This is a genomic window from Pseudomonas sp. AMR01, from assembly GCF_041946035.1.
Lineage (GTDB): Bacteria > Pseudomonadota > Gammaproteobacteria > Pseudomonadales > Pseudomonadaceae > Aquipseudomonas > Aquipseudomonas antarctica_B.
The window spans coordinates 45,612-72,499 of record NZ_JAUTYR010000024.1 but is presented as its reverse complement, the minus strand read 5'-3'; the positions used below and the strand labels follow the sequence as shown (position 1 = coordinate 72,499).

Sequence of the window (26,888 nt, the reverse complement as noted above, 5' to 3'; positions counted from 1 at the left end):
GAGTGGTGGGGCGAAGACCTTTTGGTTACTTTTGGGGCGTTTGCCAAAAGTGACCCGCTGTAAGAGCGGAACCAATTGAGGCCGTTACCCAAATAACGGATATACACCCAAACCTACTCAATCCCCACCTGATTTCGCCCATTATGCTTGGCCATATACAACCCCTTGTCCGCCGCCATAATCAGCTGACGACAATCCGACCCCTGCACCGGCGTGATAGTCGACAACCCGATGCTGATCGTCAAACTCGCCCCCTCAGCCGGCGCAATATGCGGAATCTTCAACGCCGCAACCGCCATCCGCAGCTTCTCCGCCACCAACCGCGCACCACCCGGTGAAGTATTGGGCAGTACCAATGCAAACTCCTCCCCCCCATAACGCGCCGGCAAATCCGAAGGCCGACTGCTCGCATCGCGAATAGTCGCAGCGACTTTACGCAGCGCCTCATCCCCCTCGACATGCCCAAAGGTGTCGTTATAGGTCTTGAAGAAATCCACATCGATCATCAACAACGACAACTGCGTCTGATCACGCATGGCGCGCCGCCACTCCAGCTCCAGGTATTCGTCAAAGTGCCGACGATTCGACAGCCCGGTAAGCCCATCGGAGTTCATCAAGCGCTGCAACACCAGGTTGGTATCAAGCAACTGTTGCTGACTGACCCGCAACGCCCGATACGCCGCATCCCGCTGAATCAGCGTCATATACGAGCGTGAGTGATAGCGAATGCGCGCCACCAGCTCGATGTTGTCCGGCAGCTTGACCAGATAATCGTTAGCCCCCGCCGAAAACGCCGCGCTCTTGATCAGCGGGTCTTCCTTGGTCGATAGCACAATGATCGGGATATTCGCCGTGGCCGGGTGGTTGCGGTATTCGCGCACCAGCGACAGACCATCGAGGCCCGGCATTACCAGGTCTTGCAGGATGACCGTCGGTTTGATCCGGATCGCCTGGGCAATCGCCTGGTGTGGATCGGCGCAAAAGTGAAAATCTATGTTTTCCTCATGGGCCAACCCACGCCGCACGGCCTCGCCGATCATGGCCTGGTCGTCGACGAGCAACACCATGGCGGCGTTTTCATCGGTCTTGAAGTCGTCGATCTGTAAATCATTCATGTGCAGTCACCTGAATTACTACCTGCAAGCCAACTATCGCCAGGGCATCGATCATTTTGCAAAGACCTCCAGCAATCGGGGCGCAATTCTGTCCAGTGGGCGAATTTCAACAGCAGCATCAATCGCCGCCGCCGCTTTAGGCATGCCATACACCGCCGAGCTGCGCTGATCCTGGGCGATGGTCAAATATCCTTGTTCACGCAGTAACTTGAGCCCTTGGGCGCCATCGCGGCCCATGCCGGTCAGCAAAACGCCGACGACGTCTCCAGTCCAGTAACTGGCGACGCTCTCGAAGAACACGTCGATGGACGGCCGGTAAATCTCGTTCACCGGCTCTGCTGTATAGGCTAGCGTGCCATTTTTGAGCAGGCGAATATGGTGGTTGGTACCCGCCAGCAGCACCACGCCGCTTTGGGGCGGCTCGCCCTCACGGGCCAGGCGCACCGGCAGGCCGGAGGCACTGCTCAGCCACTCGGCCATGCCCGCGGCAAACACCTGGTCCACATGCTGCACCAGCACGATGGCGGCGGAAAAGTCCCGTGGCAAACCCTTGAGCAGGATTTCCAGGGCAGCCGGCCCGCCCGCCGACGAGCCAATCGCCACCAGCCTCTGGCGTGTACCGGTGCTGCGCTGGGACGTGGTGTCGGTGCGTACACGGCTGCCACGCTGACCCACCAGCCAGCCAATATTCATGATTTTGCGCAACAAGGGCGCCGCCGCGTCCTTTGGGTTGCCCACCCCGAGGGCCGGTGTGTCCACCACATCCAGGGCACCGTGGCCCATGGCTTCGAACACACGGCTGACATTGGCCTGACGGTCCACGGTGACAATTACAATCGGGCACGGCGTCTCGGCCATGATCTGCCGCGTGGCCTCCACGCCGTCCATCACCGGCATGATCAGGTCCATCAGGATCAAATCCGGGGTCAACTCGGCGCAACGCTGCACGGCTTCCAGGCCATTGGTCGCGACCCACACCACTTCATGCGCGGGCTCGAAACTCAGGGCACGGCGCAGCGCCTCCACGGCCATAGGCATGTCATTGACGATCGCAATCCTCATGCACGGGCCCCTCCAATCAGTTCAACCACGGCGTCCAGCAGGGCGTCATCGTGGAAACTGGCTTTGGCTAGATAATAGTCGGCGCCAGCGTCGAGTCCACGGCGCCGGTCTTCTTCGCGATCCTTGTACGACACCACCATCACCGGCAACGATTGCAGGCGACTATCACGACGCAAGAGTGTGACCAATTCAATACCGTCCATACGAGGCATATCGATGTCAGTGATGAGCAGGTCGAAGTCTTCGGAGCGCAAGGCGTTCCAGCCGTCCATGCCATCGACCGCGACCGCCACTTCATAACCGCGGTTTATTAACAATTTGCGTTGAAGCTCACGCACGGTGAGCGAGTCGTCCACCACCAGCACGCGTTTGCGCGGCGCTTCGGTGGCTTGCTGGCTACGCCGGGCGATACGCTCCAGGCGGCCCGTGTTGAGCAATTTATCCACCGAACGCAGCATGTCTTCTACATCGACGATCAACACCACCGAGCCGTTATCCAGCAGGGCGCCGGCGGAAATATCCTGGACCTTGCCCAGGCGGGCATCCAGCGGCAACACCACGAGGGTGCGCTCGCCAATAAAGCGTTCCACGGCAATGCCGTACACCGCCTCGCGCTCGCGGATCACCACCACTTTCAGGGTTTCGTCATTGCTCTGCCCCGGCGGACGCTGCAACAGTTGGCTGGCGGCGACCAGGCCGACATGCTGGCCCTCGTGCCAGAAATGCTGGCGGCCTTCGAGCTGCACGATGTCATCCGGCGCCAGGTCGCACATGCGTTCGATGTGCGCCAGCGGGAACGCATAGGCCTCTTCGCCGACTTCCACCACCAGACTGCGCACCACCGACAGGGTCAACGGCACTTCCAGGTGGAAACGGCTGCCCTGCCCCGCCGTCTGCTCAAGCACCACCGCACCGCGCAATTGGCGGACCATGTGCTGCACCGCGTCCAGGCCGACGCCGCGCCCGGACACTTCAGTGACTTTGTCGCGCAGGCTGAAGCCCGGCAGGAACAGGAACGTCAGCAGCTCCTCTTCGCTCAGGCGCAGCGCCGTTTCCAGCGGTGACAGGTTCCGGTCGACGATGGTTCGGCGCAGGCGCTCAAGGTCGACGCCATTGCCATCGTCGCTCAATTCCAGCACCAGCAAACCGGCCTGATGGGAGGCACGCAGGCGGATCACGCCTTCGGCCGGTTTGCCCGCCAGCATGCGCTGCTCGGGCATTTCGACACCGTGGTCGACGGCATTGCGCAGCAAGTGAGTCAGCGGCGCTTCGAGCTTTTCCAGCACGTCGCGGTCGACCTGGGTCTTTTCGCCCTCGATTTCCAGGCGCACCTGCTTGCCCAGACTGCGGCCCAGGTCACGCACCATGCGCACCTGCCCCGCCAGCACATCGGCGAACGGGCGCATGCGGCAGGCCAACGCCGTGTCGTAAAGCACTTGGGCACGCTGCCCGGCCTGCCAGCCAAACTCGTCCAGCTCGGCGGTTTTTTCTGCCAGCAATGCCTGCGCTTCACCGAGCAGGCGACGGGTGTCAGCCAGGGCTTCCTGAGCTTCGAGGTTTAAATTCAGAGCCTTGAGCTGGCCGTCCAGCGCATCCAGGGCGCGCACGCTGTTGCTTTGAATGCGCTTGAGGCGTTGCATGCTGGCCAGGTGAGGCTTGAGCCGCTGGGTTTCCACCAGGGATTTGCTCGACAGGTCCAACAAACTGTTCAAGCGCTCGGCGGTGACGCGCAATACGCGCTCGCCGCCCTCGGTCATGTGTTTATTCGGGCGCGGCGGCGAAATCAGCGGCGCGGGCTCGGGTTCCGGCGCCAGTTCCTCTATCAGTGCAGTTGGCACCGGCTGAGGCTCGGGCGGCGGCGCAGGGGTTTTCACCGGCGCCTTGGACGGGTCGAGCAGGCGCTCCATCAGCGCCACATAGGCTTCGATATCCGCCGGGCCCACGTCATTGCCGGGCGTGGCAATGCGCATCAGCAGGTCGGTGCCTTGCAGCAACGCATCGATGTGTTCGGGTTGCAGGTACAGGCGGCTTTCCTGGGCGCTGACCAGGCAATCTTCCATGACGTGGGACACGCTGACGCCCGCGTCCACGCCCACAATCCGCGCCGCGCCTTTAAGCGAGTGCGCCGCGCGCATGCAGGCTTCCAGCTGGTCAGCCTGGGTCGGGTTGCGTTCCAGGGCCAGCAAACCGGCGCTCAGCACCTGGGTCTGCGCCTCGGCTTCCAGGCTGAACAGTTCCAGCAGCGAGGCATCGCGCATCTGGTCGGGGGTCATGTGAGGCTCCGGGTCACGGCAGACAACAATTGCGCCTCGTCCAGCCAACGCAGGCTGCGGCCTTTCCACTGCAACACGCCCTGGGTGTAGCGCGCGCTGGCCTGGCTGCCCGAGGCGGACGCCGCGTTCAGCACGCGTTCGTCGATGGCATGCACGCCATCCACCTCATCCACCGGCACCACCACCGGGCCGTCCTGGGCGGCGATGATCAACATGCGCGGCATGATGCGCCCGCCAGTCGCGCCAGTGCTGGTGCTGTCCAAACCGAGCAACTCCACCAGCGACAGGCAGGCCACCAGCGCACCGCGCACGTTGGCTACGCCGAGCAGCGCCCGTGAACGCTGGTGCGGCAGGGAGTGAATCGGTTGCAGCGGGGCCACTTCCACCAGGCAACGGGTGGCAATGCCCAGCCATTCTTCGCCGAGGCGGAACATCAACAACGAACGGGTGACCACATCCGCGTCGATTTCAACCGCAGCCTGCGGGCGACGGTCGTCCTGCTGCAAGGCGTAGCGGTCGAGCAAGCGCGTGGCGGCGGCGGAATACACCTCGCAATTGCGGCAATGAATATGCTCCACCAGCAGCGGGCAAGACTTGTCGCCATGAATGCCAATGCGGTTCCAGCAATCGTCGATGGCCTGGGTCTCGGCCAGGGTCAGGTCCGGGCCTGCGGTGTCGAGCGCGTCGGGGCTACTCATGGTTTGGACTCACTGTCAGCTCGCTCGCTGCGGGCGGCGCGTGCCTGCAAGCGGCGCGCCCCCGCACTGTCGCCCTGGGACTCAAGCAACGCGGCCAGGTGCATCAAGGCCTGCGGGTGCTGGGGTTCCAGGTACAAGGCTTTTCGATAATACCCCTGGGCTTCCAGGGCGCTGCCAGCCACGTCGCTGAGCAGCCCCAGCCAGTAAAACACCTGGGCGACTGGCGGGTGGTTATTCAAATACTGTTCGCAGGCGGCACGTGCCTCGGTGCTTTTACCTTCGTTGGCGAGGGTAGCGATTCGGCCTAGCAAGTCGCCTGCATCGGACGACGGCGCCTTGGGCCGCACCCCTGGGGCATTCGTCGTGCTGAACGGTCGCGGCTTGGGCGCGATGGGGGCGATGCTGCGCAATGGAACCGGCGCCGGCATCGGCACGTACACCGGCTCCGCCTTAACCGGCTCGGCATGTCGACTGAACGCAAAGGATTGCGCAACACCAATCGAACGCATGCCATGGCGGCCCAACAGGCTGCCTTCGGCCGGGCCGATAAACAGCACGCCGTCCACGTGGGTCAAGCCTTTGAGCACATCGAAGACTTGCTTCTGGGTCTGCTGGTCGAAGTAGATCAACAGGTTGCGGCAAAACACAAAGTCATAGGTCGGTTCATTGGCCAACAGCGCCGGGTCCAGAAGGTTGCCGACTTGCAGGCGCACTTGATCGCGCACGCGATCGTCAATGCGATACCCATCGCCTTGTTCAGTGAAGTGATGATCGCGAAATTCGATATCGCCGCCGCGAAACGAGTTCTTCCCGTATACGCCGCGGCGCGCACGCTCAACCGATAGCGGGCTGACGTCCATGCCCTGCACCTTGAATTGGTGCGGGGCCAAGCCTGCATCGAGCAAGGCCATCGCGATCGAATAGGGTTCTTCGCCAGTGGAACACGGCAAGCTGAGGATGCGCAGTGCGCGCATCTGATTAATCTCGGCAAGACGCGCCTTGGCCAGTCGGGCCAGGGTGACAAAGGATTCGGGGTAACGGAAAAACCACGTTTCGGGGACGATCACCGCTTCGATCAGCGCTTGCTGCTCGTCATGGGAGCTTTGCAGGCGCTGCCAGTAATCCTCCAGCGTTGGCGCCTGCATGACCTGGCTGCGCTGGCGCACGGCCCGGTCGATAATAGCCTCGCCCACCGAAGCAACGTCCAGGCCAATGCGCTCTTTAAGGTAGGCCGAGAAACGTGGGTCGCTGCTCATAGGCTTGGCTCGGTGGAGAACAGCAAGGCGCGTACCGGCTCGGTGAGCAATTCGTTTACGCCGATCCACTGCATCAAACCGAGGTCGTCTTCACGCACCAGCCCCAAATAAGGCGCTTCGCGGTTATCCACACCGTAGGGCTTGAACTCATCCAGGGCGCACCGCAGCGTGTCGGTGGCCTGCTCCAGAATCAGTCCCAGCCAACGCGCCTTGACCCAGGGTTGCGGCTGGTAATTGACCAGCACCAGACGCGTGCTGGTACGGGCCTGGGCGACGGTGCCGAAGGTCAGCGCACTGAGGTCGATCACCGGCACCATCGCCCCGCGATGGGCGAAGATGCCCGCCACCCACACCGGCGCATGGGCGATGGGTTTGAGTGGCAAGCGGGGCAGCACTTCGGCCACTTCCGTGGCTTTGAGGGCAAAACGTTCGCTACCGATGTGGAACACCAGGAACAACGCCTTTTTCGCTGCCGGGACGGCGCCGCGTTTAGCCGCGAGGTCGCTCATCAGACTTTGAAACGCGACACGCCGCTGCGCAAACCGACCGCAACCTGGCTCAGTTCATCAATGGCAAAGCTGGCCTGGCGCAGGGAATCCACGGTCTGGCTGCTGGCATCGCCCAATTGCACCAGCGCGTGGTTGATCTGCTCGGCGCCGGTGGCCTGAGCCTGCATGCCTTCATTGACCATCAACACGCGCGGCGCCAGCGCCTGCACCTGATGGATGATCTGCGACAGTTGCTCGCCGACTTGCTGCACTTCGGACATGCCGCGACGCACTTCTTCGGAGAACTTGTCCATGCCCATCACGCCCGCCGACACTGCGGATTGAATCTCGCGCACCATCTGCTCGATGTCGTAGGTCGCCACGGCCGTCTGGTCGGCCAATCGGCGCACTTCGGTGGCCACCACGGCAAATCCGCGCCCGTATTCACCGGCTTTCTCCGCCTCGATGGCGGCGTTGAGCGACAGCAGGTTGGTCTGGTCGGCGACCTTGACGATGGTCACCACCACCTGATTGATGTTGCCGGCCTTCTCGTTAAGGATTGCCAGCTTGGCGTTGACCAGGTCAGCGGCGCCCATCACCGAGTGCATGGTTTCTTCCATCCGCGCCAAGCCTTGCTGGCCTGAACCGGCGGCGACCGACGCCTGATCGGCAGCGGTGGACACTTCGGTCATGGTGCGCACCAGGTCTTTGGACGTTGCCGCGATCTCACGCGACGTCGCGCCGATCTCGGTGGTCGTCGCCGCTGTTTCAGTGGCGGTGGCCTGTTGCTGCTTGGAGGTGGCAGCAATCTCGGTGACCGAGGTGGTCACCTGCACCGAGGACCGCTGGGCCTGGGACACCAGCGCCGTCAGCTCGGTCATCATGTCGTTGAAGCCGGTTTCCACCGCGTTGAATTCGTCTTTACGCTCAAGGTTCAGGCGTTTGCTCAAGTCGCCATCGCGCATGGTGCCGAGGATCCAGACAATGCGCTGCATCGGCGCCATGATTGCGCGCATCAGCAGCAGGCCGCAGAGGCAGGCGGCGAGGATGGCCACCAGCAACGAAACGAACATGCTGAATTTGGCTGAAGCCACCGCGTCGTCAATGGCGGCCGTTGCAGCATCGGAAACGCCTTTGTTTTCCGTGATGATGTCGTTGAGCTTCATGCGCCCCTCGGTCCAGATCGGCGTTAATTGCTCCTCCAGCAATACGCGCGCTGCGGGCAGGTCATCGGCCTGTATGCGGTCGAGCACATCCGCCAGGACCTTGTTGTAATTGATGTGCGCAGCCTTGAAGTTATCGAACTCCATCTTGTCAGCCTGGCTATGAATGGTTTTTTCATAGTTGGCCATTTGCTGTTCAATACGCGCTTCGAAGGACTTGTAGTCAGACTTGTCGTTACTGGTAACGCCTTTCTCGTCGCGCAGGCCGATGATATCGACGGTGAGCAGATAGCTGTCGACCCACGCACTGCGGATCATGGAACTGAGATAAACCCCGGGCACCGCGTCATCACGAACCGCCTCCTGGCCGGCCTCGATTTTCAGCAACCGCGAATAGGAGACCACAACCATTAACAGCATGATGGCGATAATGACCGCAAAGCTTGCCAAGATCCGTTGGCGCAAGGTCCAGTTCTTCACAGTAATTCCTCGAAGGGCCTATCAAATGCCGACGAGTATAGCTGAGCAGAAGGGCTCATTTATCAACAGGTTTTGCTGTAGCGCTCACAGAATGCAAAAACACCCTCATCCGGGTGAAAACAGGCGCATGTGAGAACTGGCTTGCCTGCATCGCCGGCAAGCCAGTTCTCACAGTGCAACTGTGCAGAAGCGACGTTACTGGCTCAGCCTTACCTGCTTTTCAAGCTCGGCCTTCAGGCCAGGCTCCAGTTTCAGCTGGCGCGCCAGTTCGTCCAGGTAGGACTTTTCCATGAAGTTTTCTTCGTCCACCAGCATCACGCTGGCGATGTACATCTCGGCAGCCATCTCCGGGGTACCGGCGGCGCGGGCCACGTCGGCCGGGTCCAGGGGTTTGTTCAGCTCGGCGTGCAGCCAGCTTTGCAGCTCGCGGTCGTTGTCCAGCTTGGTGAATTCGCCCTCGATCAGCGCGCGCTCGCGCTCGTCCACATGCCCGTCAGCTTTGGCGGCCGCCACCAGTGCTTTAAGAATGCCCTGACTGTGCTGCTCAACCTGCGCCGGCGGCAGGCGATCGATGGTTTGTGGTTCACCCTGAGGTGCATTGGCCTGTTGCGCCTGCCAGTTGCCGTAGGCTTTGTAGGCAATCACCCCCAACGCGGCCAACCCACCGTACGTCAACGCCTTGCCGCCAAAGTTGCGGGCTTTTTTATTACCCAGCAACAGGCCCATGGCGCCGGCAGCCAGTGCGCCGCCGCCAGCGCCACCGAGCAAGCTGCCCAGCCCGCCGCCACCACCCAGCAAACCGCCGAGGGCACCCTTATCCCCCTGCTTATGTTGACCACCGGCTTTCTTTTGCAGCATGTCCTGACCAGATTTGAGCAACTGATCGAGCAATCCACGGGTATTCATTCGCAGCCTCCAAGCACTTGGGTTCATAGGAGCAATAGGCCTCCAGCGTAAAACTTAGTGCCAAAAAGCCCCGATCTAGAGTGCTTCCAGATGTAACGTCGAGGTGACGGCGCAAGACTGAAGTAATGCGCAGGCCTGGCGCAGAGCGTCACGGGCTGCATTCCCCCGCAGCGCGTGGTTACGATCCATAGGTTGTTCACGCAGCGAGTCGGAAATAAGTTGTTTCACATGCAACGCCGTCACCCTGCTATCAAGCATTTTTCCTGCACCATCGAACCGCTTAAGCTATCCGGCGTCTGTTTATAGTCCGTTGCGTTTGGCCGAAGGCATGTCCGAACCGTAATTTCTGATCCGCTACGTGCCAGGAAAGGCGCGGGATTTGCTCACGACAGGTTGTCTCTATGCACCGCAGGAATTTGCTCAAAGCGTCCATGGCCATTGCGGCTTACACCGGTTTATCGGCCAGCGGCCTGCTCGCTGCGCAGGCTTGGGCCGGCAACCGCGCGGCCGATGGCGAGGCTGTTGCCTTCGATTTTGAATCGCTTAAAGCCCAGGCCAAGAAACTCGCCGGGACTGCCTATAAAGACACCCGCCAAGTGCTGCCGCCAACCCTGGCGACCATGACCCCGCAGAATTTCAACGCCATCGGCTACGACGGCAACCACTCGCTGTGGAAGGACCTGAACGGCCAACTCGATGTGCAGTTCTTCCACGTCGGCATGGGCTTCAAGACGCCGGTGCGCATGCACAGCGTCGACCCCAAGACCCGTGAAGCACGCGAGGTGCATTTCCGCCCGTCGCTGTTCAACTATGAAAAGACCACCGTCGATACCAAACAACTGACCGGCGACCTGGGTTTCTCCGGCTTCAAACTGTTCAAGGCGCCGGAACTGGACCGCCATGACGTGCTGTCATTTCTCGGCGCCAGCTACTTCCGCGCAGTGGATTTCACTGGCCAGTACGGCCTCTCTGCCCGTGGCCTGGCCATCGACACCTACGCTAAAAAACGCGAAGAATTCCCCGACTTCACCCAGTTCTGGTTCGAAACCCCGGACAAGGACGCCACACACTTTGTGGTCTACGCCTTGCTTGATTCGCCGAGCGCCACCGGAGCCTACCGTTTCGATATCGACTGCCAGGCGAACCAGGTGGTGATGGCGATCGACGCCAACATCAACGCGCGCACCGCTATCGAGCAATTAGGCATCGCGGCGATGACCAGCATGTTCAGCTGCGGCACCCACGAACGCCGCATGTGCGACACCATCCACCCGCAAATCCACGATTCGGACCGCCTGGCGATGTGGCGCGGCAACGGCGAGTGGATCTGCCGCCCGCTGAACAACCCGGCCAAGCTGCAATTCAACGCATTTGCCGACAAAGACCCGAAGGGCTTCGGGCTGGTGCAGACCGACCATGAGTTCGCCAGCTATCAGGACACCGTGGACTGGTACAGCAAACGCCCAAGCCTGTGGGTTGAACCGACAACCGCCTGGGGCGAAGGCTCGATCGACCTGCTGGAAATCCCTACCACTGGCGAAACTCTGGACAACATCGTGGCCTTCTGGACCCCGAAAAAGCCTGTGGCCGCCGGTGATTCGCTGAATTACGGCTATAAGTTGTACTGGAGCGCACTGCCACCGGTAAGCACGCCACTGGCGCAAGTCGACGCGACCCGCTCAGGCATGGGCGGCTTTACCGAAGGCTGGGCACCGGGTGAGCACTACCCGCAAGTCTGGGCGCGCCGTTTTGCCGTGGACTTCAAAGGCGGCGGCCTCGACCGACTGCCGGCCGGCACCGGCATCGAACCCGTGGTGACTTGCTCCCACGGTGAAGTGAAGGATTTCAGCGTGCTGGTGCTCGACAACATCAAGGGCTACCGCATCCTGTTCGACTGGTACCCGACCAGCGACAGCGTGGAGCCGGTGGAACTGCGGCTGTTTATCCGCACCCAGGACCGCACCTTGAGTGAAACCTGGCTGTACCAGTACTTCCCGCCTGCACCCGAGGCGCGTAAGTACACCTGATTGCCTGGGAAAACGAAGGCTGTGTGGGAGCTGGGTCCTAAAACCCAGCCCTTTCAAGCTCTTTAGATAGAACAGGCGATAAGTACCTCGTGGCGAGCGGGCTTGCCCCGCGTTGGGTTGCGAAGCAGCCCCAAACCAGCGGCCGGAGATTGTCTGACTCACCGCATTCTTCCTTTTTAGGGTCGCTTCGCAACCCAACGCGGGGCAAGCCCGCTCGCCACAGGGATAGCGTTCGCCCTATCAGACAAATTTCCAAATGCCTTGAAAGGGCTGGTCCTAAAACCGCGACACACTCTTCATCGCCCCAATCAAATACCGCATCGCAACCTGATCGCTTTCGGTCAGGGCGCGGTACTGCGCAAGCAACTCTGCTTCATCCGAACTCAGCCTTCGGCCACACCCGAATACCCTGCGGCTCAGAAATGACATCACCGCACCCGCTACACCATAGGACTTGGCCATGGACTGTTTCTCCTGAAATCGATCTAAAACTCCTGGTGCCCACCCTCCGCCTCCCGTGAAGCAGTGCTTCGTCGGACAAACAGACTGACTCCCTGGGCCAGAAATCAGACTTACCCCTAAGCGTAGAAAAAATCTCGTCACGTGTGGGATTTTTTTAAAGCATTCACTCAAATAAATGGCTTTGGTAACAAAGACCTACAGCCCTTTCTTACATATCGACCAATAGAGCTCCACCTTCGCCACACCTGAGGCGGGCAATAAAAAAACCCACCGGGTCAGGGTGGGTTTTTCGGAGCACGCGTGTGGGATCAATCCCTCAGATCAGACTCATGAATCGGCTGGTCGCGATGGGTCGCCCGTTGGTATTGCGCCGGCCAAATGGCCTTGCGCCCGCCCAAGTCGTCGTCGGCATGCAGCGGCCAGTACGGGTCCCGCAGCAGTTCGCGGGCCAGGAAGATGATGTCGGCCTGGCAGGTGCGCAGGATGTGCTCAGCCTGGGCTGGCTCGGTAATCATGCCGACGGTGCCTGTGGCGATCCCCGACTCCTTGCGCACGCGCTCGGCAAAACGAGTTTGGTAGCCTGGCCCGACGGGGATCTCGGCGTTGGCGGCAGTGCCTCCGGAAGACACGTCGATCAGGTCCACGCCCAGCGCTTTGAGGCGTCGCGCCAGTTCCACGGTTTCATCGGGGTTCCAGCCGTCCTCCACCCAATCGGTGGCCGACACCCGCACAAACAACGGCAAATCCTCGGGCCAGACTTCGCGTACCGCCGTCGTCACTTCCAATACCAGGCGAATGCGGTTTTCGAAGGAGCCACCGTATTGATCACGACGCTGATTGCTGATGGGCGAGAGGAATTGATGCAACAGGTAACCGTGAGCGGCGTGGATTTCCACCACTTCGAAACCGGCGGTCAACGCGCGTTTGGCGGCGGCGACAAAGTCATCGATCACTTGCTGGATTTGCGCTTCGTCCAGTTGCTTGGGTTGGGTGTGGTTGGGGTCGAAGGCAATCGGCGAGGGGCCGACCGGCACCCAACCGCCGTCTTCCGGCTTGACGCTGCCCTGCTTGCCGATCCAAGGCCGATGGGTGCTGGCTTTGCGCCCGGCGTGGGCCAATTGAATCGCCGCCACCGCGCCCTGTGCGGCAATAAACCGCGTGATGCGCTGCAGCGGTTCGATCTGTTCGTCCTTCCACAAGCCCAGGTCCTGGGCGGTGATGCGGCCATCTTCGGTCACGGCGGTGGCCTCAGTGAAAATCAGCCCGGCACCGCCCACGGCACGACTGCCGAGGTGTACCAGGTGCCAGTCATTGGCCAGGCCGTCTTCGGCCGAGTATTGGCACATCGGCGACACGGCAATGCGGTTGAGCAGGGTCAATTGGCGCAGGGTATAGGGTTCGAGCAGCTGACTCATGGCGCACCTCTTCTGGGTTCTGTGGGCACTGTTCAACAGTGCCTAGAGCCTAGTCGACAACGCCCGATTGCACAGGGTTCAGAAGGAAAGCGGGAGCCGATTGCCGGCTCCCGTGCAGCCACAGCTTACATTTCGACCTGGGTGCCCAGCTCGATCACCCGGTTTACCGGCAGCTTGAAGAAGCGCAGGTTGCCGTTGGCGTTCTTCAACATGAAGGCGAACAGCGCTTCACGCCAGCGCGCCATGCCTTTGATGCGCGAAGCAATAACGGTTTCGCGGCTGAGGAAGTAGGTGGTGCGCATCGGGCTGAAATCCAGTTCGTCCAGATGGCACAGCTTCAGCGCTTGAGGCACGTCCGGCTCATCGGCGAAACCGAAATGCAGGATGACCCGGAAGAAGCCTTCACCGTAAGCATCCACCTCGAAACGCCGCGTGACCGGCACACGGGGAATGTCTTCGTAGACCACCGTCAATAGCACCACTTGCTCATGCAACACCTGGTTATGCAGCAGGTTGTGCAACAGCGCGTGGGGCACCGCGTCGGGACGCGCGGTGAGGAACACCGCCGTGCCCTGCACGCGGTGCGGCGGCTGCACGCGAATACTGCTGATAAAGATCGGCAGCGGCAGGCCGCCTTCGTCGAGGCGGTCGACCAGCAATTGCTTGCCGCGCTTCCACGTGGTCATCAGCACAAACAGCACGATCCCCGCGAGTACCGGGAAGGCCCCGCCCTGGATGATTTTCGGCACGTTGGCGGCAAAATACAGCCCGTCCACCAACAGGCAGCAGATCAACACCGGCACGGCCAGGATCGGTGGCCATTTCCACAGCAGCAACATCACCGCCGCCACCAGAATGGTAGTCATCAACATGGTGCCGGTCACGGCCACGCCGTACGCCGACGCCAGTGCGTTGGAGGACTCGAAGCCCAGCACCAGCAGAATCACGCCGACCATCAACGCCCAGTTCACCGCGCCGATGTAAATCTGGCCCTGCTCGGCGCTTGAGGTGTGCTGGATGTGCATGCGCGGGATGTAACCCAGCTGGATCGCCTGACGTGTCAGCGAAAACGCGCCGGAAATCACCGCCTGGGATGCAATCACTGTCGCCAGGGTGGACAACCCCACCAGCGGGATCAGCGCCCAGCTTGGCGCCAGCAGGTAGAACGGGTTGCGCGCGGCTTCGGGGTCGCCCAGCAGCATTGCACCCTGGCCGAAATAGTTAAGCACCAGCGCCGGCAACACCAGGATGAACCAGGCGCGGGCAATGGGCTTGCGGCCAAAGTGGCCCATGTCGGCGTACAGCGCTTCGGCACCGGTCAATGCCAGCACGACTGCGCCGAGGATCGCGAGGCCGATACCCGGGTGATTTTCGAAAAAACGCACGCCCCATATCGGGTTCAAGGCACTGAGCACTTCAGGGTGCAGCGTGATGCCGTACACGCCGAGGATGCCCAACACCAGGAACCAGGTGACCATCACCGGCCCGAACAGCTTGCCGATGCGGTCGGTGCCGTGCTTCTGGATCAGGAACAGTGCCACCAGCACCACCAGCGCAATCGGCACGACCCATTTTTCCAGGCCATCGAACGCCAGTTCCAGGCCTTCCACCGCCGACAATACGGAAATCGCCGGGGTAATCATGCTGTCGCCGTAAAACAACGCCGCACCGCACAAGCCACACACCACCAGGAAACTGCGCAGTTTCTTGCGCTCTCCCGCCGCCCGTCGGGCCAGCGCGGTCAAGGCCATGATGCCGCCTTCGCCCTGGTTGTCGGCGCGCAGCACAAACAGCATGTATTTGATCGAGACAACCCAGATCAGCGACCAGAAGATCAGCGCCAGAATCCCCAGCACGCCGTCATGGTTGACCTGAACCCCGTAACCGCCAGTGAACACTTCTTTCAGGGTATAGAGCGGGCTGGTACCGATATCGCCGTACACCACCCCGACCGCCGCCACCAGCATGCCAATCGGCTTTGCGTTGGAATGTTCGGCACTTGCTGCCTGACTATTTGCCTGACCCATCTACCACTCCTGCCCTTTTGACCCGAGGTCTTTTATAAACAGCACTGCCTGAGCATGCGCCGTTTTACTTCCAGTTACAGACGGATTATTGACTCAAGGGTTTCACCCACGCGTCACGGCGCGAAGCATAGCGCAGCACTCGTCGCATTTCCCTGCATAAAGCTGGTCAAGTGCGCTGCCCGTCGCTAGAATTGCGCACTTTTTGACCAGAGGCACACCAAGTGCCCGTTTACCGCCCTGTCGTGCCCGACTGGCGGCGTCATTCAATACCGAGGTTAGACATGTCCACCACCATCGCAAAAGCCAACCCCAAGGTCGGCTTTGTATCCCTGGGTTGCCCGAAGGCTCTGGTCGACTCCGAACGCATCCTTACGCAACTGCGTATGGAAGGCTATGACGTTGTGTCCACTTACCAGGACGCGGACGTGGTGGTGGTCAACACCTGCGGCTTCATCGACTCGGCCAAGGCTGAATCGCTGGAAGTGATCGGCGAAGCCATCAAGGAAAACGGCAAGGTCATCGTGACCGGCTGCATGGGCGTGGAAGAAGGCACTATCCGCAACGTGCACCCTAGCGTGCTGGCCGTGACCGGCCCGCAACAGTACGAGCAAGTGGTCAACGCCGTGCACCAAGTGGTGCCGCCGCGTCAGGACCACAACCCGCTGATCGACCTGGTGCCGCCGCAAGGCATCAAGCTGACCCCGCGTCACTACGCGTACTTGAAGATTTCCGAAGGCTGCAACCACAGTTGCAGCTTTTGCATCATCCCGTCGATGCGCGGCAAGCTGGTCAGCCGCCCGGTCGGTGACGTACTCGACGAGGCCCAGCGCCTGGTCAAATCCGGCGTGAAAGAGCTGTTGGTGATCTCCCAGGACACCAGCGCCTACGGCGTCGACATCAAGTACCGCACCGGTTTCTGGAACGGCGCGCCGGTCAAAACCCGCATGACCGAACTCTGCGAAGCCTTGAGCAGCCTGGGCGTTTGGGTGCGTCTGCACTACGTTTACCCGTATCCGCACGTCGACGAGCTGATCCCGTTGATGGCCGCCGGCAAGATCCTGCCGTACCTGGACATCCCGTTCCAGCACGCCAGCCCGAAAGTCCTCAAGGCAATGAAACGCCCGGCGTTCGAAGACAAAACCCTGGCGCGCATCAAGAACTGGCGCGAGATCTGCCCGGAACTGATCATCCGTTCCACCTTCATCGTCGGCTTCCCTGGCGAGACCGAAGAAGACTTCCAGTACCTGCTGGACTGGCTGACCGAAGCGCAGCTGGACCGCGTCGGTTGCTTCCAGTACTCCCCGGTGGAAGGCGCCCCGGCCAACCTGCTGGACCTGGCCGTAGTGCCGGACGAGGTCAAGCAAGACCGTTGGGAGCGTTTCATGGCGCACCAACAAGCCATCAGCTCGGCGCGCCTGCAACTGCGCATCGGCAAGGAAATCGAAGTGCTGATCGACGAAGTCGACGAACAAGGTGCGGTGGGCCGTTGCTTCTTCGATGCTCCGGAAATCGACGGTAATGTGTTTATCGACGACGCCAGCGACTTAAAGCCGGGCGACAAAGTCTGGTGCACCGTGACCGATGCTGACGAATACGACCTGTGGGCTGAAAAGCGCGACTGAGTCGATAAAACCTGAAAAGCCCTGCCTCTGGACAAGATGCGGGGCTTTTTTCGGTCTATCGTTTGGTGCGATCAACTTCACCGGCAAGGAGCAGCGGGCATGCGTGAGCATTCGGTTATCCACACACCTACCAGCGGCGACTACGCGCAATTGGCGCAAATCTGGGAAGACTCGGTGCGCGCGACCCACCACTTCCTGCCCGACAGCTACATCGTGTTGCTGAAGAACCTGGTGCTGACGCGCTACCTCGACGCCGTAATGCTGATCTGCACCAAAGACGCGCGCCAACACATCACCGGATTTGCCGGCGTGGCCGCGGGCAAGGTCGAAATGCTGTTCATCGCACCGCAACACCGTGGTGAAGGCCTGGGCCGGCAGCTACTGCGTTATGCCATCGAACGCTTAAACGCCGATATGCTGGACGTTAACGAGCAAAACTCCCAGGCGCTGGGGTTTTACTTCAAGCAGGGCTTCGAGGTTATCGGCCGCACGGAACATGATGGCCTGGGGCAGCCCTATCCGTTGCTGCACATGCGTTTGCGCCAACAGCAAATCTGCAGCGGCTGAACTGCTGCCTGACAAAGTGTGGAAGCTGGCTTGCCTGCGATGGCATCAACTGGTTTTGCCTAATGAACCGAGGTGCCTGCATCGCAGGCAAGCCAGCTCCCACAGTTGATCTCCATTTGGTCTGGAGAATCGCAATCTGCTCAAAAAAAAAACAGCGCCTTTGATTCAACCACTCAGGTCGGCTACTAGGCCGCCGTGCTTTAGATTTTGATTTTGATCTGAGGCGCCCCGTTAACCACGATGGCCGCACGCAGGCTTGAAGCCGTGGGTAACCCGGCAGGACGCCGGGTTAGCCGCGCTGGGCCAAGGATGGCCCATCGCGGCGGCCCACGGATTCAAGCCGGAGTGCGGGCATGCCGAGCCACAGCGAGGCACCGAGTGGTGGGGGCGGAGCGTTTTTGGTTACTTTTTGCGCTGTTCAAAAAGTGACCCGCTGTAAGAGCGGAACCAATACCAGCCGTTACCGCAGCAACGGATATGCACTCACCCCAACACTCCCCTCACAACACCCAAACCAAACCAACCCCGCTAAACACCCCCAAAAGCCCCAAACCCGAAATGGGTCCGGGATTAACCGGCGCCAGGCAGGTACAATAGCCGCCCACTTTTGTTACGGCCCTTGTCATGACTGACCCCATACGCCTCTCCAAACGCCTCATCGAACTAGTCGGTTGCTCCCGTCGGGAGGCCGAGCTGTTCATCGAAGGCGGCTGGGTCTCGGTAGACGGCGAAATCATCGACGAACCGCAGTTCAAAGTCACCACCGAAAAAGTCGAACTCGACCCCGACGCCAAGGCCACCGCGCCAGAGCCGGTCACCATCCTGCTGCACGCCCCAGTCGGCGTCGACGTCGAAACCGCCATGGCCTCGATCAGCGCCGACACCCTGTCCGAAGAACACCGCTTCAGCAAACGCCCGCTCAAAGGCCACTTCCTGCGCCTGACCGCCAGCGCCGACCTGCAAGCCAAGGCCAGCGGCCTGCTGGTGTTCACCCAGGACTGGAAAATCCTGCGCAAGTTGACCGCCGATGCCGCCAAGATCGAGCAGGAATACGTGGTTGAAGTCGAAGGCGACATGGTTGCCCACGGCCTCAACCGCCTGAACCACGGCCTGACCTACAAAGGCAAAGAGCTGCCGGCCGTCAAAGCCAGCTGGCAGAACGAAAACCGCCTGCGTTTTGCGATGAAAAACCCGCAACCGGGTGTGATCGCGCTGTTCTGCGAAGCGGTTGGCCTGAAAGTCGTCGCCATCCGTCGCATCCGCATCGGCGGCGTCTCGATCGGCAAGGTGCCGGTCGGCCAATGGCGTTACCTGTCCGGCAAAGAGAAGTTCTAAGCCGCCCCCTTTTCCCGGCACCGCCTGACCCGGCGGTGCCCTCAGTTGAATACCAGGATTGCCCACCATGATTCACAACGACGTACTGCGCAGCGTGCGCTACATGCTCGACATCAGCGACAACAAGATGGTCGAGATCATCAAGCTCGGCGGCATGGACGTGACCAAAGACGACCTGCTGACCTACCTGAAGAAAGATGAAGAAGAAGGCTTCGTGTTCTGCCCGGACGAGGTCATGGCGCACTTCCTCGATGGCCTGGTGATCTTCAAGCGCGGCAAGGACGAAAGCCGTCCGCCGCAGCCGATCGAGACCCCGGTGACCAACAACATCATCCTCAAGAAACTGCGCGTGGCCTTCGAATTGAAAGAAGACGACATGCACGCCATCCTCAAGGCCTCCGAGTTCCCGGTGTCCAAGCCGGAGCTGAGCGCGCTGTTCCGCAAGTTCGGCCACACCAACTACCGCACGTGTGGCGACCAGTTGCTGCGTAACTTCCTCAAGGGCCTGACCCTGCGAGTGCGTCCGTAAGCCATGAGCTACAACGTCTCGCCCGTCGGCTTCGTGCGCTCCTGCTTCAAGGAGAAGTTCGCCATCCCGCGCCAACCGCAGCTGGCGCCTGCCGCCCGTGGCGTGCTGGAGCTGGTGGCGCCGTTCGACAGCGGTGAGGCAGTGCAAGGCCTGGAGCAGGTCAGCCATGTGTGGCTGGTGTTTGTGTTCCATGAAGCCCTGGAAGACAAGCCGCGCCTGAAAGTGCGCCCGCCGCGTCTGGGCGGCAACACCTCCATGGGCGTGTTTGCCACGCGTGCGACCCACCGGCCAAACGGCATCGGCCAGTCGGTGGTGAAGCTGGACAAGGTGGAGCCCGGCAAGCTGTGGATATCCGGGATTGATTTGCTGGATGGCACGCCGGTGCTGGATATCAAACCGTACGTGCCGTATGCCGACATTATCGACACCGCCACCAACAGCATCGCCAGCGGCGCGCCACAGCCGATTCCTGTGCAGTGGCTGAAGACGGCGCTGCACCAGGCACAAGGCCATGCCCAGCGTCTTGGCCAGCCCTTGGTGGAGTTGATTGATCAGTGTTTGGCGCAGGACCCACGGCCGGCGTATCAGACGCCGGGGCCTGAACGCGAGTACGGTGTGCGGTTCTGGGATGTGGATGTGCGCTGGCACTATCCCGAGGCCGGGATGATTTGCGTGCTGGAAGTGCTTCCAGCAGGATAAACCGGAAACAAAATGTGGGAGGGGGCTTGCTCCCGATAGCGGTGTTTCAGCCACTGTATGCAGTGACTGACACTCTGCAATCGGGAGCAAGCCCCCTCCCACATTTAAATCTTCTTTGTTGCTCAGTCAGCACAGGGCCTGACTGGTTTACTTCTCGACGAACGCACGCTCGATCAAGTAATCACCCGGCTCACGCATCCTCGGCGAAACTTTCAGACCGAAGCTGTTCAACACTTCGCTGGTCTCGTCCAACATGCTTGGGCTGCCGCACAGCATGGCACGGTCATCTTCGGGGTTGATCGGCGGCAGACCGATATCGCTGAACAGCTTGCCGCTGCGCATCAGGTCGGTCAGACGGCCTTCGTTTTCGAACGGCTCGCGGGTCACGGTCGGGTAGTAGATCAACTTGTCACGCAGGGCCTCGCCGAAGAACTCGTTCTGCGGCAGATGCTCGGTGATGAATTCGCGGTAAGCGACTTCGTTGACGTAGCGCACGCCGTGGCACAGGATCACTTTTTCGAAACGCTCGTAGGTTTCCGGGTCCTGAATCACGCTCATAAACGGCGCAAGGCCCGTACCGGTGCTGAGCAGGTAGAGGTGTTTGCCCGGCTTCAAATCGTCAAGCACCAGGGTGCCTGTCGGTTTTTTGCTGATGATGATCTCGTCGCCTTCCTTCAAGTGCTGCAATTGGGAAGTCAGCGGGCCATCGGGGACTTTGATGCTGAAGAACTCCAGATGCTCTTCCCAATTCGGGCTGGCAATGGAGTAGGCGCGCATGAGCGGGCGGCCGTTGGGCTGTTGCAGGCCGATCATCACGAACTGACCGTTCTCAAAGCGCAGGCCCGGGTCGCGGGTGCACTTGAAGCTGAACAGAGTGTCGTTCCAGTGATGAACACTGAGGACACGCTCGTGGTTCATGTTGCTCATGTACGGGGGACTCCTGGAAATGGGTCTGCGCCAAATAGTGTTGCGCAATTGCACAGCATTCTAATGGCGGCGACAATATCTGTTAACTGGATTATTAAGATAAGGGTTATCGGTTATATCGATATGCGATTTACTCTCCGTCAACTGCAAGTCTTCGTCGCCGTCGCCCAGCAAAATAGCGTCTCGCGCGCTGCTGGCCTTCTGGCCTTGTCTCAATCCGCCGCCAGCACTTCGATCACCGAGCTGGAGCGTCAATCCAGCTGCCAATTGTTCGACCGCGCGGGCAAACGCCTGAGCCTCAACGCCCTCGGCCATCAGCTGTTGCCCCAGGCGGTGGCGCTGCTGGACCAGGCCAAGGAGATCGAGGACCTGCTCAATGGCAAGTCCGGTTTCGGCTCCTTGGCGGTCGGCGCCACGCTGACGATTGGCAATTACCTCGCCACCCTGCTGATCGGCAGTTTCATGCAGCAACACCCGGAAAGCCAAGTGAAACTGCATGTGCAGAACACGGCCAATATCGTGCACCAGGTTGCGCATTACGAAATTGACCTGGGTCTAATCGAAGGCGACTGCAGCCACCCGGACATTGAAGTGCAAACCTGGGTGGAGGATGAACTGGTGGTGTTTTGCGCACCCCAGCATCACTTGGCCAAGCGCGGCGTGGCAACGATGGACGAGCTGACCCACGAAGCCTGGATCCTGCGGGAACAAGGCTCGGGCACGCGCCTGACCTTTGATCAGGCCATGCGTCACCACCGCAGCGCGCTGAATATCCGCCTGGAGCTGGAACACACAGAGGCCATTAAACGGGCTGTGGAGTCAGGCCTGGGGATTGGTTGCATTTCACGACTGGCGCTGCGCGACGCGTTTCGACGTGGCAGCCTGGTGCCGGTGGAAACCCCGGACCTGGACCTGTCCCGGCAGTTCTACTTCATCTGGCACAAGCAGAAGTACCAGACCTCGGCGATGCGCGAGTTCCTGGAACTGTGCCGCGCCTTCACCGCCGGGGTTCAGCGCAGCGACGAGATCGTGCTGCCGAGCATCGCCTGATCGTTAGATCAGGATGACGGCCCACACCAGGGCGATCATGGTCAGCGCGACGAATTGCGCGGCGCTGCCCATGTCCTTGGCGTTTTTGGACAACGGGTGGCGGTCCAGGGAAATCCGGTCAATCGCGGCTTCTACCGCCGAGTTGAGCAACTCGACGATCAACGCCAGCAGGCACACGGCAATCAGCAACGCGCGCTCGACGCGGCTGACGTGCAGGAAGAAACTCAACGGAATCAGGATGACGTTCAGCAACACCAATTGGCGAAATGCTGCTTCGCCGGTGAAAGCTGCGCGCAGGCCATCGAGGGAATAGCCTCCTGCGTTGAAGATACGTTTGATACCGGTTTGACCCTTGAAAGGCGACATAGAAGTAGGCAACTGAACCAAAGAAGTGGGGAAGCTAGTTCACGCAGAGTCAAAAAAGCGTGAAGCGTTGTCATGTTAATGCTGCGAAATTGACTCAAGTTGTTGCAGGAGCAGCGCCGCCTGAGTGCGCGTACGCACGCCCAGCTTGCGGAAAATCGCGGTGACGTGGGCCTTGATAGTCGCTTCCGACACACTCAGCTCATAGGCAATCTGCTTATTCAACAAGCCTTCACAGACCATGGTCAACACCCGGAACTGCTGGGGCGTCAGGCTGGCGAGGCCATCGCGGGCGGCCTTGGCTTCGTCGGACACGTTGATTTCTTCGAACGCTTGCGGCGGCCAGGACACGTCGCCGTCCAATACGATACGCACCGCTTTCTGAATGGCTTCCATCGAGCTGGATTTCGGAATAAAACCGCTGGCACCGAACTCCTTCGAGCGCACCACCACGTCAGCGTCTTCCTGAGCCGAGACCATCACCACAGGGATCTGCGGGTATTGCCCGCGCAACAGCACCAACCCCGAAAAGCCGTAGGCGCCGGGCATGTTCAGGTCGAGCAGCACCAGGTCCCAGTCGGATTTTTCAGTGAGGCGGGCTTCCAGCTCGGCAATGGTGGCCACTTCGACCAGACGCACGTCCGGGCCAAGGCCGAGGGTTACGGCCTGATGCAGCGCACTGCGAAACAGCGGATGGTCATCGGCTATCAGGATGTCGTATGTGGCCATTGATTAAATGATCCTGTTTTTTATGGGAACCCTGATGGTTTCAGGGCTCGCCAACACACAAGGCGACGGCCAGGCAGCCGTTGCCACAGGGCATACTCAACGTCAAAAACACCTGCAACGACGCTGAAAATTCACGGTTACGCCCCAATCGGCGCTCAGCATGCCCAGCGTAGACTAGAGGGTCAAGCACTACGCCCGCGGGCATTTTAGCGGTTTGCGCAGTTACGGTGCCATCATGCGCAAATCGTCTGGCTATACCGCCGGTATATAAGGCACCAGACGCGTATGCACCTCATCCGTCGGGTCCAGCGGCATCTGGAACTTGGCCGCCAGGTAATGCGTGCTGAAAACGTCCAGGTAGGCGTCCAGCACTTCGCTGGCCACGGCGTCGTCGGCCAACTCCAGGCACAGCGCTGCGACCTCGGCCGTGCAAAAATGGTCATCACGCTTGGAGCGGCGCAGTTTGTAGCGCGACAGCTGTTCAGGCGCGAGGCTCAGCACCGGCAAATGTTCCAGGTATGGGCTTTTGCGGAACATCTTGCGCGCTTCGCTCCAAGTGCCGTCCAGCAGGATGAACAACGGGCGCTTGCCCTCGGCCACGCTCACTTGGCTGACGACGCGTTCTGGTGCGACGAATTCGCCGGGGAACACAATGTAGGGCTGCCACTGTGGATCGGCCAGCAGGGTGAGTAAACCAGGCTCGACCTCCGTGCGTGACCACGCAAACGCGGTGGTGTCGGCGATGACGTCGGCGATCAGCCAACCGGTGTTGCTGGGTTTCATCGGCTCAACATCGTGCATCAACAGGCACATGGCGGACCGCGCCGGTACTTGCGGGCGCCAGGCGCACAGGCAGTATTCGGGAATAACCCGGCAGCCGGGGCAGCGCTCGGCGCGCGAACCACGGTTAAGAAAAGGCCGGACGGCCCGTGCCAGCCGCTGGGTGCGCAAGCGGGAAACAGCATGGCTCATCGGATACACCGCGAGCAGGGGTCAATCAACACAGGCGAAACTCGAAGAAGGCTTAAGTGGCCGCAGTTTACCAGCGATACGCCTGGCTGTAGTGGCGCAGGGTCACCTATAATTGCGCGCCACTGAACGCACAGCCCAGTGGCTGGTCTATGCACCAGTAACCGAATCAGGAGAGTTTCATGCTGCGTCCCATGCTGCGCCTTGTTGCCCCATCCGTCGCCCTTGCGCTGGTCATGCCTGTGGCCGCCCACGCGGCCTCGCTGCTGGAGGCCCAAATGAACCGCAAACTGCAAAGCGTCGCGGCTGAAAGCAACAAGGACCTGCCACGGGAAATCGATGAAAAAACCCTGGAAGTGGCTTACACCGTTGAAGGCATGCAACTGATCGATCACCTGAGCGTGCAATCGGACCGCGCAGAACAGATGCGCGCCAACCCGAAAGCCGTGTACTTCCAACTGGGCCAAAGCGTGTGCCTGAACCCCGGTTATCGCGAGCTGATGGCCAAAGGCGCGGTGATGCGCTACGACATCACCGAAAACAAGACCAACCGCCCTGTGGCGTCGGTCAAGTTCGTGGAAGCCGATTGCCCGGCACCGGCGGCTGCGAAGAAGAAAAAGTAACACCCGCTTGCCCCTCGCGCGCCTCTGTCCAGCGGCGCGCGCCCCCCTCCGCTGCATTGACCTGCAGACCGCTAAATTGCCTGATGCGTGACCAATAACCGGTTGCCAGCCATGGGTTTTTCGGCTCATGATCGCCTCATATCGATGACCTATTTGCAGTGTTTTTCACGTCGTCCTGTAACATTTTCAGGGCAAAAGAGGCTTGCCCTCCTGCAACTTGCAATGCAAAGGTTTCCAAATCACAAGGAACATACAGAGACCACTCTGCCGCCTGGCGAACACCGTGCAACGCCTTAAGGCATGAGGCGACACATGCAAGTGTCGCGGCCTCGGACGAATTTCTCGCCGATGGCCCAGCCTCTGTGAAGAAGGAGAAGTTGAATGCCTTACGAATCCAATGACCAACTGCTTCGTCATTTCGAGCAACACGGTGCTGACCTCACGCAGCAGGTCGACGCGCAACTCCAACTGATCGCTCCCAACAGCCCGAACATTCCCCTGTATCGCGACATGATCCTCACCGTTCTGCGCATGGCTCAGGACGACCGCAACCGCTGGAACGCCAAAATCACGCTGCAGGCTATCCGCGAGTTGGACAACGCCTTCCGTGTGCTCGAACAGTTCAAGGGCAGACGCAAGGTGACCGTATTCGGCTCGGCGCGCACGCCGGTTGAAAGCCCGCTGTATGCCTTGGCCCGCGAAGTTGGCGCGCAGTTGGCACAGTCAGATTTGATGGTGATCACCGGCGGCGGTGGCGGCATCATGGCGGCGGCGCATGAAGGTGCCGGCCTGCAACACAGCTTGGGGTTCAACATCACGCTGCCGTTTGAACAGCACGCCAACCCGACCATCGATGGCACTGACAACCTGCTGTCATTCCATTTCTTCTTTACCCGCAAGCTGTTCTTCGTCAAGGAAGCTGATGCACTGGTGCTGTGCCCCGGCGGTTTCGGCACCCTGGACGAAGCACTCGAAGTGCTGACCCTGATCCAGACCGGCAAAAGCCCGCTGGTGCCGGTGGTATTGCTGGACGCACCCGGCGGCGGGTTCTGGCAAGGCGCGCTGGATTTCATCCGCAGCCAACTTGAAGCCAACCGCTATATTTTGCCCACCGACCTCAAACTGGTCCGGCTGGTGTACAGCGCTGAAGAGGCTGTGGATGAAATCAACCAGTTCTACGCCAACTTCCATTCCACTCGCTGGCTCAAGCGTGAGTTTGTAGTGCGTATGAATCACCCGCTCAGTGAGCGTGCGCTGGCTCATTTACAGAGTGAGTTCGCCAGTTTGCGGATGAGTGGTGAGTTCCAGCAGTTGGCCTACTCGGGCGAGGAACATGATGAGCCGAGATTCAGCCATTTGACGCGACTGGTGTTCAACTTCAATGGGCGCGATCAAGGACGGCTGCGGGAGTTGGTGGACTACATCAACTTGCCGGAAAACTGGGCACAGGCTCAGGGAAAGGCGCAGCAACGGGTAACGCCGCAGCCGGCTTGAGTTTTTTGAAGGCAAAAAAAAAGGCCCACTATTTTCATAGTGGGCCTTTTTTGTGGTGTTCGGGTGACGATAGTGGGGCCGCTTCGCGGCCCAGCGGGAGCAAACTCCCTCGCCACAACAGCTCGTTAACCCTGGTTAGATTCAATCGTCCATGTTTCGACCGCTTAATAAGCGGCTGATCATTTCCATCGAAAACCCGCGATAACTTAAGAAGCGCCCTTGCTTCGCTCGCTCCCTGGCATCAATTGGCAGGTGGCCAGAAAACTTGCGGCGCCAGGTGTCTTCCAACTGAGACGACCAGTCGATACCGCACTCACGCAGGGCGAGGTCGATGTCGGCGCGTTGCAGGCCGCGCTGGCTCAGCTCTTCGCGAATTCGCGCTGGGCCGTGGCCCGAACGAGCTCGGTAGGAAACAAAGCTTTCGAGGTAGCGTGCTTCCGAAAGCAGCCCTTCTTCCGTTAACCGGTCCAGGGCTGTTTCGATCATCTCGGGCTCCGCGCCGCGCTGACGTAATTTACGTGTCAGCTCGACTCGACCGTGCTCGCGGCGAGCGAGCAGGTCCATCGCGGTGCGCCGAACGGCGACGAGTGTATCCAGTACAACTGTCAT

General features: G+C 60.4%; 25 protein-coding genes. 9 read left to right on the top strand and 16 right to left on the bottom strand.

Features of this window, described 5'->3' with window-relative positions; all coding sequences use genetic code 11:
• Positions 1-113 precede the first annotated feature (113 nt).
• From Q7C20_RS19575 to Q7C20_RS19540, 8 genes are all read right to left on the bottom strand, one after another.
• Positions 114-1,115: a PleD family two-component system response regulator gene (locus tag Q7C20_RS19575; protein WP_348062281.1), complete on the bottom strand. Its 1,002-nt coding sequence runs from the start codon at positions 1,113-1,115 to the stop codon at positions 114-116.
• A 51-nt stretch (positions 1,116-1,166) separates the two neighbouring features.
• On the bottom strand, positions 1,167-2,177 hold the full coding sequence (locus tag Q7C20_RS19570) for a chemotaxis response regulator protein-glutamate methylesterase (RefSeq protein WP_348062280.1): 1,011 nt from the start codon (positions 2,175-2,177) through the stop codon (positions 1,167-1,169).
• A complete protein-coding gene (locus Q7C20_RS19565) occupies positions 2,174-4,450 on the bottom strand; it encodes a hybrid sensor histidine kinase/response regulator (protein ID WP_375069585.1) in 2,277 nt (758 codons plus the stop codon). The genes Q7C20_RS19570 and Q7C20_RS19565 overlap by 4 nt, the downstream gene beginning before the upstream one ends.
• Positions 4,447-5,148, bottom strand: coding sequence for a chemotaxis protein CheW (locus Q7C20_RS19560; protein WP_375069583.1), 702 nt, complete (start codon positions 5,146-5,148; stop codon positions 4,447-4,449). Before Q7C20_RS19560 ends, Q7C20_RS19565 begins: the two co-directional genes overlap by 4 nt.
• Complete coding sequence (locus Q7C20_RS19555; protein WP_375069581.1) at positions 5,145-6,404, bottom strand: CheR family methyltransferase; 1,260 nt, start codon at positions 6,402-6,404, stop codon at positions 5,145-5,147. Before Q7C20_RS19555 ends, Q7C20_RS19560 begins: the two co-directional genes overlap by 4 nt.
• Positions 6,401-6,913 carry a chemotaxis protein CheW gene (locus Q7C20_RS19550; RefSeq protein WP_375069579.1) on the bottom strand — a complete coding sequence of 171 codons (513 nt, stop codon included), beginning with the start codon at positions 6,911-6,913 and terminating at the stop codon, positions 6,401-6,403. The genes Q7C20_RS19555 and Q7C20_RS19550 overlap by 4 nt, the downstream gene beginning before the upstream one ends.
• The gene (locus tag Q7C20_RS19545) at positions 6,913-8,535 is read right to left on the bottom strand and encodes a methyl-accepting chemotaxis protein (protein WP_375069578.1); all 1,623 of its coding nucleotides are present in this window, start codon (positions 8,533-8,535) and stop codon (positions 6,913-6,915) included. The genes Q7C20_RS19550 and Q7C20_RS19545 overlap by 1 nt, the downstream gene beginning before the upstream one ends.
• A gap of 195 nt (positions 8,536-8,730) precedes the next feature.
• A complete protein-coding gene (locus Q7C20_RS19540) occupies positions 8,731-9,441 on the bottom strand; it encodes a tellurite resistance TerB family protein (RefSeq protein WP_375069577.1) in 711 nt (236 codons plus the stop codon).
• A 401-nt stretch (positions 9,442-9,842) separates the two neighbouring features.
• On the opposite strand from Q7C20_RS19540, the gene Q7C20_RS19535 reads away from it, so the two are divergent.
• A complete protein-coding gene (locus Q7C20_RS19535) occupies positions 9,843-11,468 on the top strand; it encodes a glucan biosynthesis protein D (RefSeq protein WP_375069575.1) in 1,626 nt (541 codons plus the stop codon).
• A 276-nt stretch (positions 11,469-11,744) separates the two neighbouring features.
• Here Q7C20_RS19535 and Q7C20_RS19530 read toward each other — a convergent pair whose 3' ends face one another.
• From Q7C20_RS19530 to Q7C20_RS19520, 3 genes are all read right to left on the bottom strand, one after another.
• Positions 11,745-11,930 (bottom strand): hypothetical protein, encoded by a 186-nt coding sequence (locus Q7C20_RS19530; protein WP_348062540.1) that lies wholly within the window; start codon positions 11,928-11,930, stop codon positions 11,745-11,747.
• 308 nt (positions 11,931-12,238) lie between these two features.
• Positions 12,239-13,345, bottom strand: coding sequence for an NADH:flavin oxidoreductase/NADH oxidase (locus Q7C20_RS19525; RefSeq protein WP_348062541.1), 1,107 nt, complete (start codon positions 13,343-13,345; stop codon positions 12,239-12,241).
• A 125-nt stretch (positions 13,346-13,470) separates the two neighbouring features.
• On the bottom strand, positions 13,471-15,372 hold the full coding sequence (locus tag Q7C20_RS19520; RefSeq protein ID WP_375069574.1) for a potassium transporter Kup: 1,902 nt from the start codon (positions 15,370-15,372) through the stop codon (positions 13,471-13,473).
• A gap of 281 nt (positions 15,373-15,653) precedes the next feature.
• Here Q7C20_RS19520 and rimO point away from each other — a divergent pair, with 281 nt between their 5' ends.
• From rimO to tsaA, 5 genes are all read left to right on the top strand, one after another.
• On the top strand, positions 15,654-16,994 hold the full coding sequence (gene rimO, locus Q7C20_RS19515) for a 30S ribosomal protein S12 methylthiotransferase RimO (RefSeq protein ID WP_375069573.1): 1,341 nt from the start codon (positions 15,654-15,656) through the stop codon (positions 16,992-16,994).
• 99 nt (positions 16,995-17,093) lie between these two features.
• Entirely contained in the window at positions 17,094-17,561 is a 468-nt protein-coding gene (locus tag Q7C20_RS19510; RefSeq protein ID WP_375069572.1) for a GNAT family N-acetyltransferase, read from the top strand.
• 624 nt (positions 17,562-18,185) lie between these two features.
• Positions 18,186-18,896: an rRNA pseudouridine synthase gene (locus tag Q7C20_RS19505; protein WP_348060515.1), complete on the top strand. Its 711-nt coding sequence runs from the start codon at positions 18,186-18,188 to the stop codon at positions 18,894-18,896.
• A gap of 67 nt (positions 18,897-18,963) precedes the next feature.
• Positions 18,964-19,425 carry a DUF1456 family protein gene (locus Q7C20_RS19500; protein WP_348060517.1) on the top strand — a complete coding sequence of 154 codons (462 nt, stop codon included), beginning with the start codon at positions 18,964-18,966 and terminating at the stop codon, positions 19,423-19,425.
• A 3-nt stretch (positions 19,426-19,428) separates the two neighbouring features.
• On the top strand, positions 19,429-20,124 hold the full coding sequence (tsaA, locus tag Q7C20_RS19495) for a tRNA (N6-threonylcarbamoyladenosine(37)-N6)-methyltransferase TrmO (RefSeq protein WP_375069571.1): 696 nt from the start codon (positions 19,429-19,431) through the stop codon (positions 20,122-20,124).
• Between the two features lie 147 nt (positions 20,125-20,271).
• Here the strand turns inward: tsaA and fpr are convergent, their stop codons facing one another.
• A complete protein-coding gene (gene fpr, locus Q7C20_RS19490; RefSeq protein ID WP_003189055.1) occupies positions 20,272-21,051 on the bottom strand; it encodes a ferredoxin-NADP reductase in 780 nt (259 codons plus the stop codon).
• A 123-nt stretch (positions 21,052-21,174) separates the two neighbouring features.
• On the opposite strand from fpr, the gene Q7C20_RS19485 reads away from it, so the two are divergent.
• Positions 21,175-22,101 carry a LysR family transcriptional regulator gene (locus Q7C20_RS19485; RefSeq protein ID WP_348060520.1) on the top strand — a complete coding sequence of 309 codons (927 nt, stop codon included), beginning with the start codon at positions 21,175-21,177 and terminating at the stop codon, positions 22,099-22,101.
• A 3-nt stretch (positions 22,102-22,104) separates the two neighbouring features.
• Here Q7C20_RS19485 and Q7C20_RS19480 read toward each other — a convergent pair whose 3' ends face one another.
• From Q7C20_RS19480 to Q7C20_RS19470, 3 genes are all read right to left on the bottom strand, one after another.
• Positions 22,105-22,467 carry a diacylglycerol kinase gene (locus Q7C20_RS19480; protein ID WP_247402908.1) on the bottom strand — a complete coding sequence of 121 codons (363 nt, stop codon included), beginning with the start codon at positions 22,465-22,467 and terminating at the stop codon, positions 22,105-22,107.
• A gap of 75 nt (positions 22,468-22,542) precedes the next feature.
• Positions 22,543-23,193 carry a response regulator transcription factor ErdR gene (erdR, locus tag Q7C20_RS19475; RefSeq protein ID WP_375069568.1) on the bottom strand — a complete coding sequence of 217 codons (651 nt, stop codon included), beginning with the start codon at positions 23,191-23,193 and terminating at the stop codon, positions 22,543-22,545.
• Positions 23,194-23,445: 252 nt separating this feature from the next.
• Positions 23,446-24,165 carry a tRNA-uridine aminocarboxypropyltransferase gene (locus tag Q7C20_RS19470; protein ID WP_375069566.1) on the bottom strand — a complete coding sequence of 240 codons (720 nt, stop codon included), beginning with the start codon at positions 24,163-24,165 and terminating at the stop codon, positions 23,446-23,448.
• Positions 24,166-24,344: 179 nt separating this feature from the next.
• Between Q7C20_RS19470 and Q7C20_RS19465 the strand changes: the two genes are divergently transcribed.
• The gene (locus Q7C20_RS19465; RefSeq protein ID WP_348060527.1) at positions 24,345-24,785 is read left to right on the top strand and encodes a PA3611 family quorum-sensing-regulated virulence factor; all 441 of its coding nucleotides are present in this window, start codon (positions 24,345-24,347) and stop codon (positions 24,783-24,785) included.
• Positions 24,786-25,166: 381 nt separating this feature from the next.
• Positions 25,167-26,279 carry a TIGR00730 family Rossman fold protein gene (locus tag Q7C20_RS19460; RefSeq protein ID WP_375069563.1) on the top strand — a complete coding sequence of 371 codons (1,113 nt, stop codon included), beginning with the start codon at positions 25,167-25,169 and terminating at the stop codon, positions 26,277-26,279.
• Between the two features lie 141 nt (positions 26,280-26,420).
• On the opposite strand, the gene recX is transcribed toward Q7C20_RS19460, so the two are convergent.
• Positions 26,421-26,888: a recombination regulator RecX gene (gene recX / locus Q7C20_RS19455; protein ID WP_348060531.1), complete on the bottom strand. Its 468-nt coding sequence runs from the start codon at positions 26,886-26,888 to the stop codon at positions 26,421-26,423.

Excerpts from the sequence above, each read along its gene's own strand:
- Q7C20_RS19575 (WP_348062281.1), bottom strand. The coding sequence starts at position 1,115 with ATGAATGATTTACAGATCGACGACTTCAAGACCGATGAAAACGCCGCC.
- Q7C20_RS19570 (WP_348062280.1), bottom strand. The coding sequence starts at position 2,177 with ATGAGGATTGCGATCGTCAATGACATGCCTATGGCCGTGGAGGCGCTG.
- Q7C20_RS19565 (WP_375069585.1), bottom strand. The coding sequence starts at position 4,450 with ATGACCCCCGACCAGATGCGCGATGCCTCGCTGCTGGAACTGTTCAGC.
- Q7C20_RS19560 (WP_375069583.1), bottom strand. The coding sequence starts at position 5,148 with ATGAGTAGCCCCGACGCGCTCGACACCGCAGGCCCGGACCTGACCCTG.
- Q7C20_RS19555 (WP_375069581.1), bottom strand. The coding sequence starts at position 6,404 with ATGAGCAGCGACCCACGTTTCTCGGCCTACCTTAAAGAGCGCATTGGC.
- Q7C20_RS19550 (WP_375069579.1), bottom strand. The coding sequence starts at position 6,913 with ATGAGCGACCTCGCGGCTAAACGCGGCGCCGTCCCGGCAGCGAAAAAG.
- Q7C20_RS19540 (WP_375069577.1), bottom strand. The coding sequence starts at position 9,441 with ATGAATACCCGTGGATTGCTCGATCAGTTGCTCAAATCTGGTCAGGAC.
- Q7C20_RS19535 (WP_375069575.1), top strand. The coding sequence starts at position 9,843 with ATGCACCGCAGGAATTTGCTCAAAGCGTCCATGGCCATTGCGGCTTAC.
- Q7C20_RS19530 (WP_348062540.1), bottom strand. The coding sequence starts at position 11,930 with ATGGCCAAGTCCTATGGTGTAGCGGGTGCGGTGATGTCATTTCTGAGC.
- Q7C20_RS19525 (WP_348062541.1), bottom strand. The coding sequence starts at position 13,345 with ATGAGTCAGCTGCTCGAACCCTATACCCTGCGCCAATTGACCCTGCTC.
- Q7C20_RS19520 (WP_375069574.1), bottom strand. The coding sequence starts at position 15,372 with ATGGGTCAGGCAAATAGTCAGGCAGCAAGTGCCGAACATTCCAACGCA.
- rimO (WP_375069573.1), top strand. The coding sequence starts at position 15,654 with ATGTCCACCACCATCGCAAAAGCCAACCCCAAGGTCGGCTTTGTATCC.
- Q7C20_RS19510 (WP_375069572.1), top strand. The coding sequence starts at position 17,094 with ATGCGTGAGCATTCGGTTATCCACACACCTACCAGCGGCGACTACGCG.
- Q7C20_RS19505 (WP_348060515.1), top strand. The coding sequence starts at position 18,186 with ATGACTGACCCCATACGCCTCTCCAAACGCCTCATCGAACTAGTCGGT.
- Q7C20_RS19500 (WP_348060517.1), top strand. The coding sequence starts at position 18,964 with ATGATTCACAACGACGTACTGCGCAGCGTGCGCTACATGCTCGACATC.
- tsaA (WP_375069571.1), top strand. The coding sequence starts at position 19,429 with ATGAGCTACAACGTCTCGCCCGTCGGCTTCGTGCGCTCCTGCTTCAAG.
- fpr (WP_003189055.1), bottom strand. The coding sequence starts at position 21,051 with ATGAGCAACATGAACCACGAGCGTGTCCTCAGTGTTCATCACTGGAAC.
- Q7C20_RS19485 (WP_348060520.1), top strand. The coding sequence starts at position 21,175 with ATGCGATTTACTCTCCGTCAACTGCAAGTCTTCGTCGCCGTCGCCCAG.
- Q7C20_RS19480 (WP_247402908.1), bottom strand. The coding sequence starts at position 22,467 with ATGTCGCCTTTCAAGGGTCAAACCGGTATCAAACGTATCTTCAACGCA.
- erdR (WP_375069568.1), bottom strand. The coding sequence starts at position 23,193 with ATGGCCACATACGACATCCTGATAGCCGATGACCATCCGCTGTTTCGC.
- Q7C20_RS19470 (WP_375069566.1), bottom strand. The coding sequence starts at position 24,165 with ATGAGCCATGCTGTTTCCCGCTTGCGCACCCAGCGGCTGGCACGGGCC.
- Q7C20_RS19465 (WP_348060527.1), top strand. The coding sequence starts at position 24,345 with ATGCTGCGTCCCATGCTGCGCCTTGTTGCCCCATCCGTCGCCCTTGCG.
- Q7C20_RS19460 (WP_375069563.1), top strand. The coding sequence starts at position 25,167 with ATGCCTTACGAATCCAATGACCAACTGCTTCGTCATTTCGAGCAACAC.
- recX (WP_348060531.1), bottom strand. The coding sequence starts at position 26,888 with ATGACAGTTGTACTGGATACACTCGTCGCCGTTCGGCGCACCGCGATG.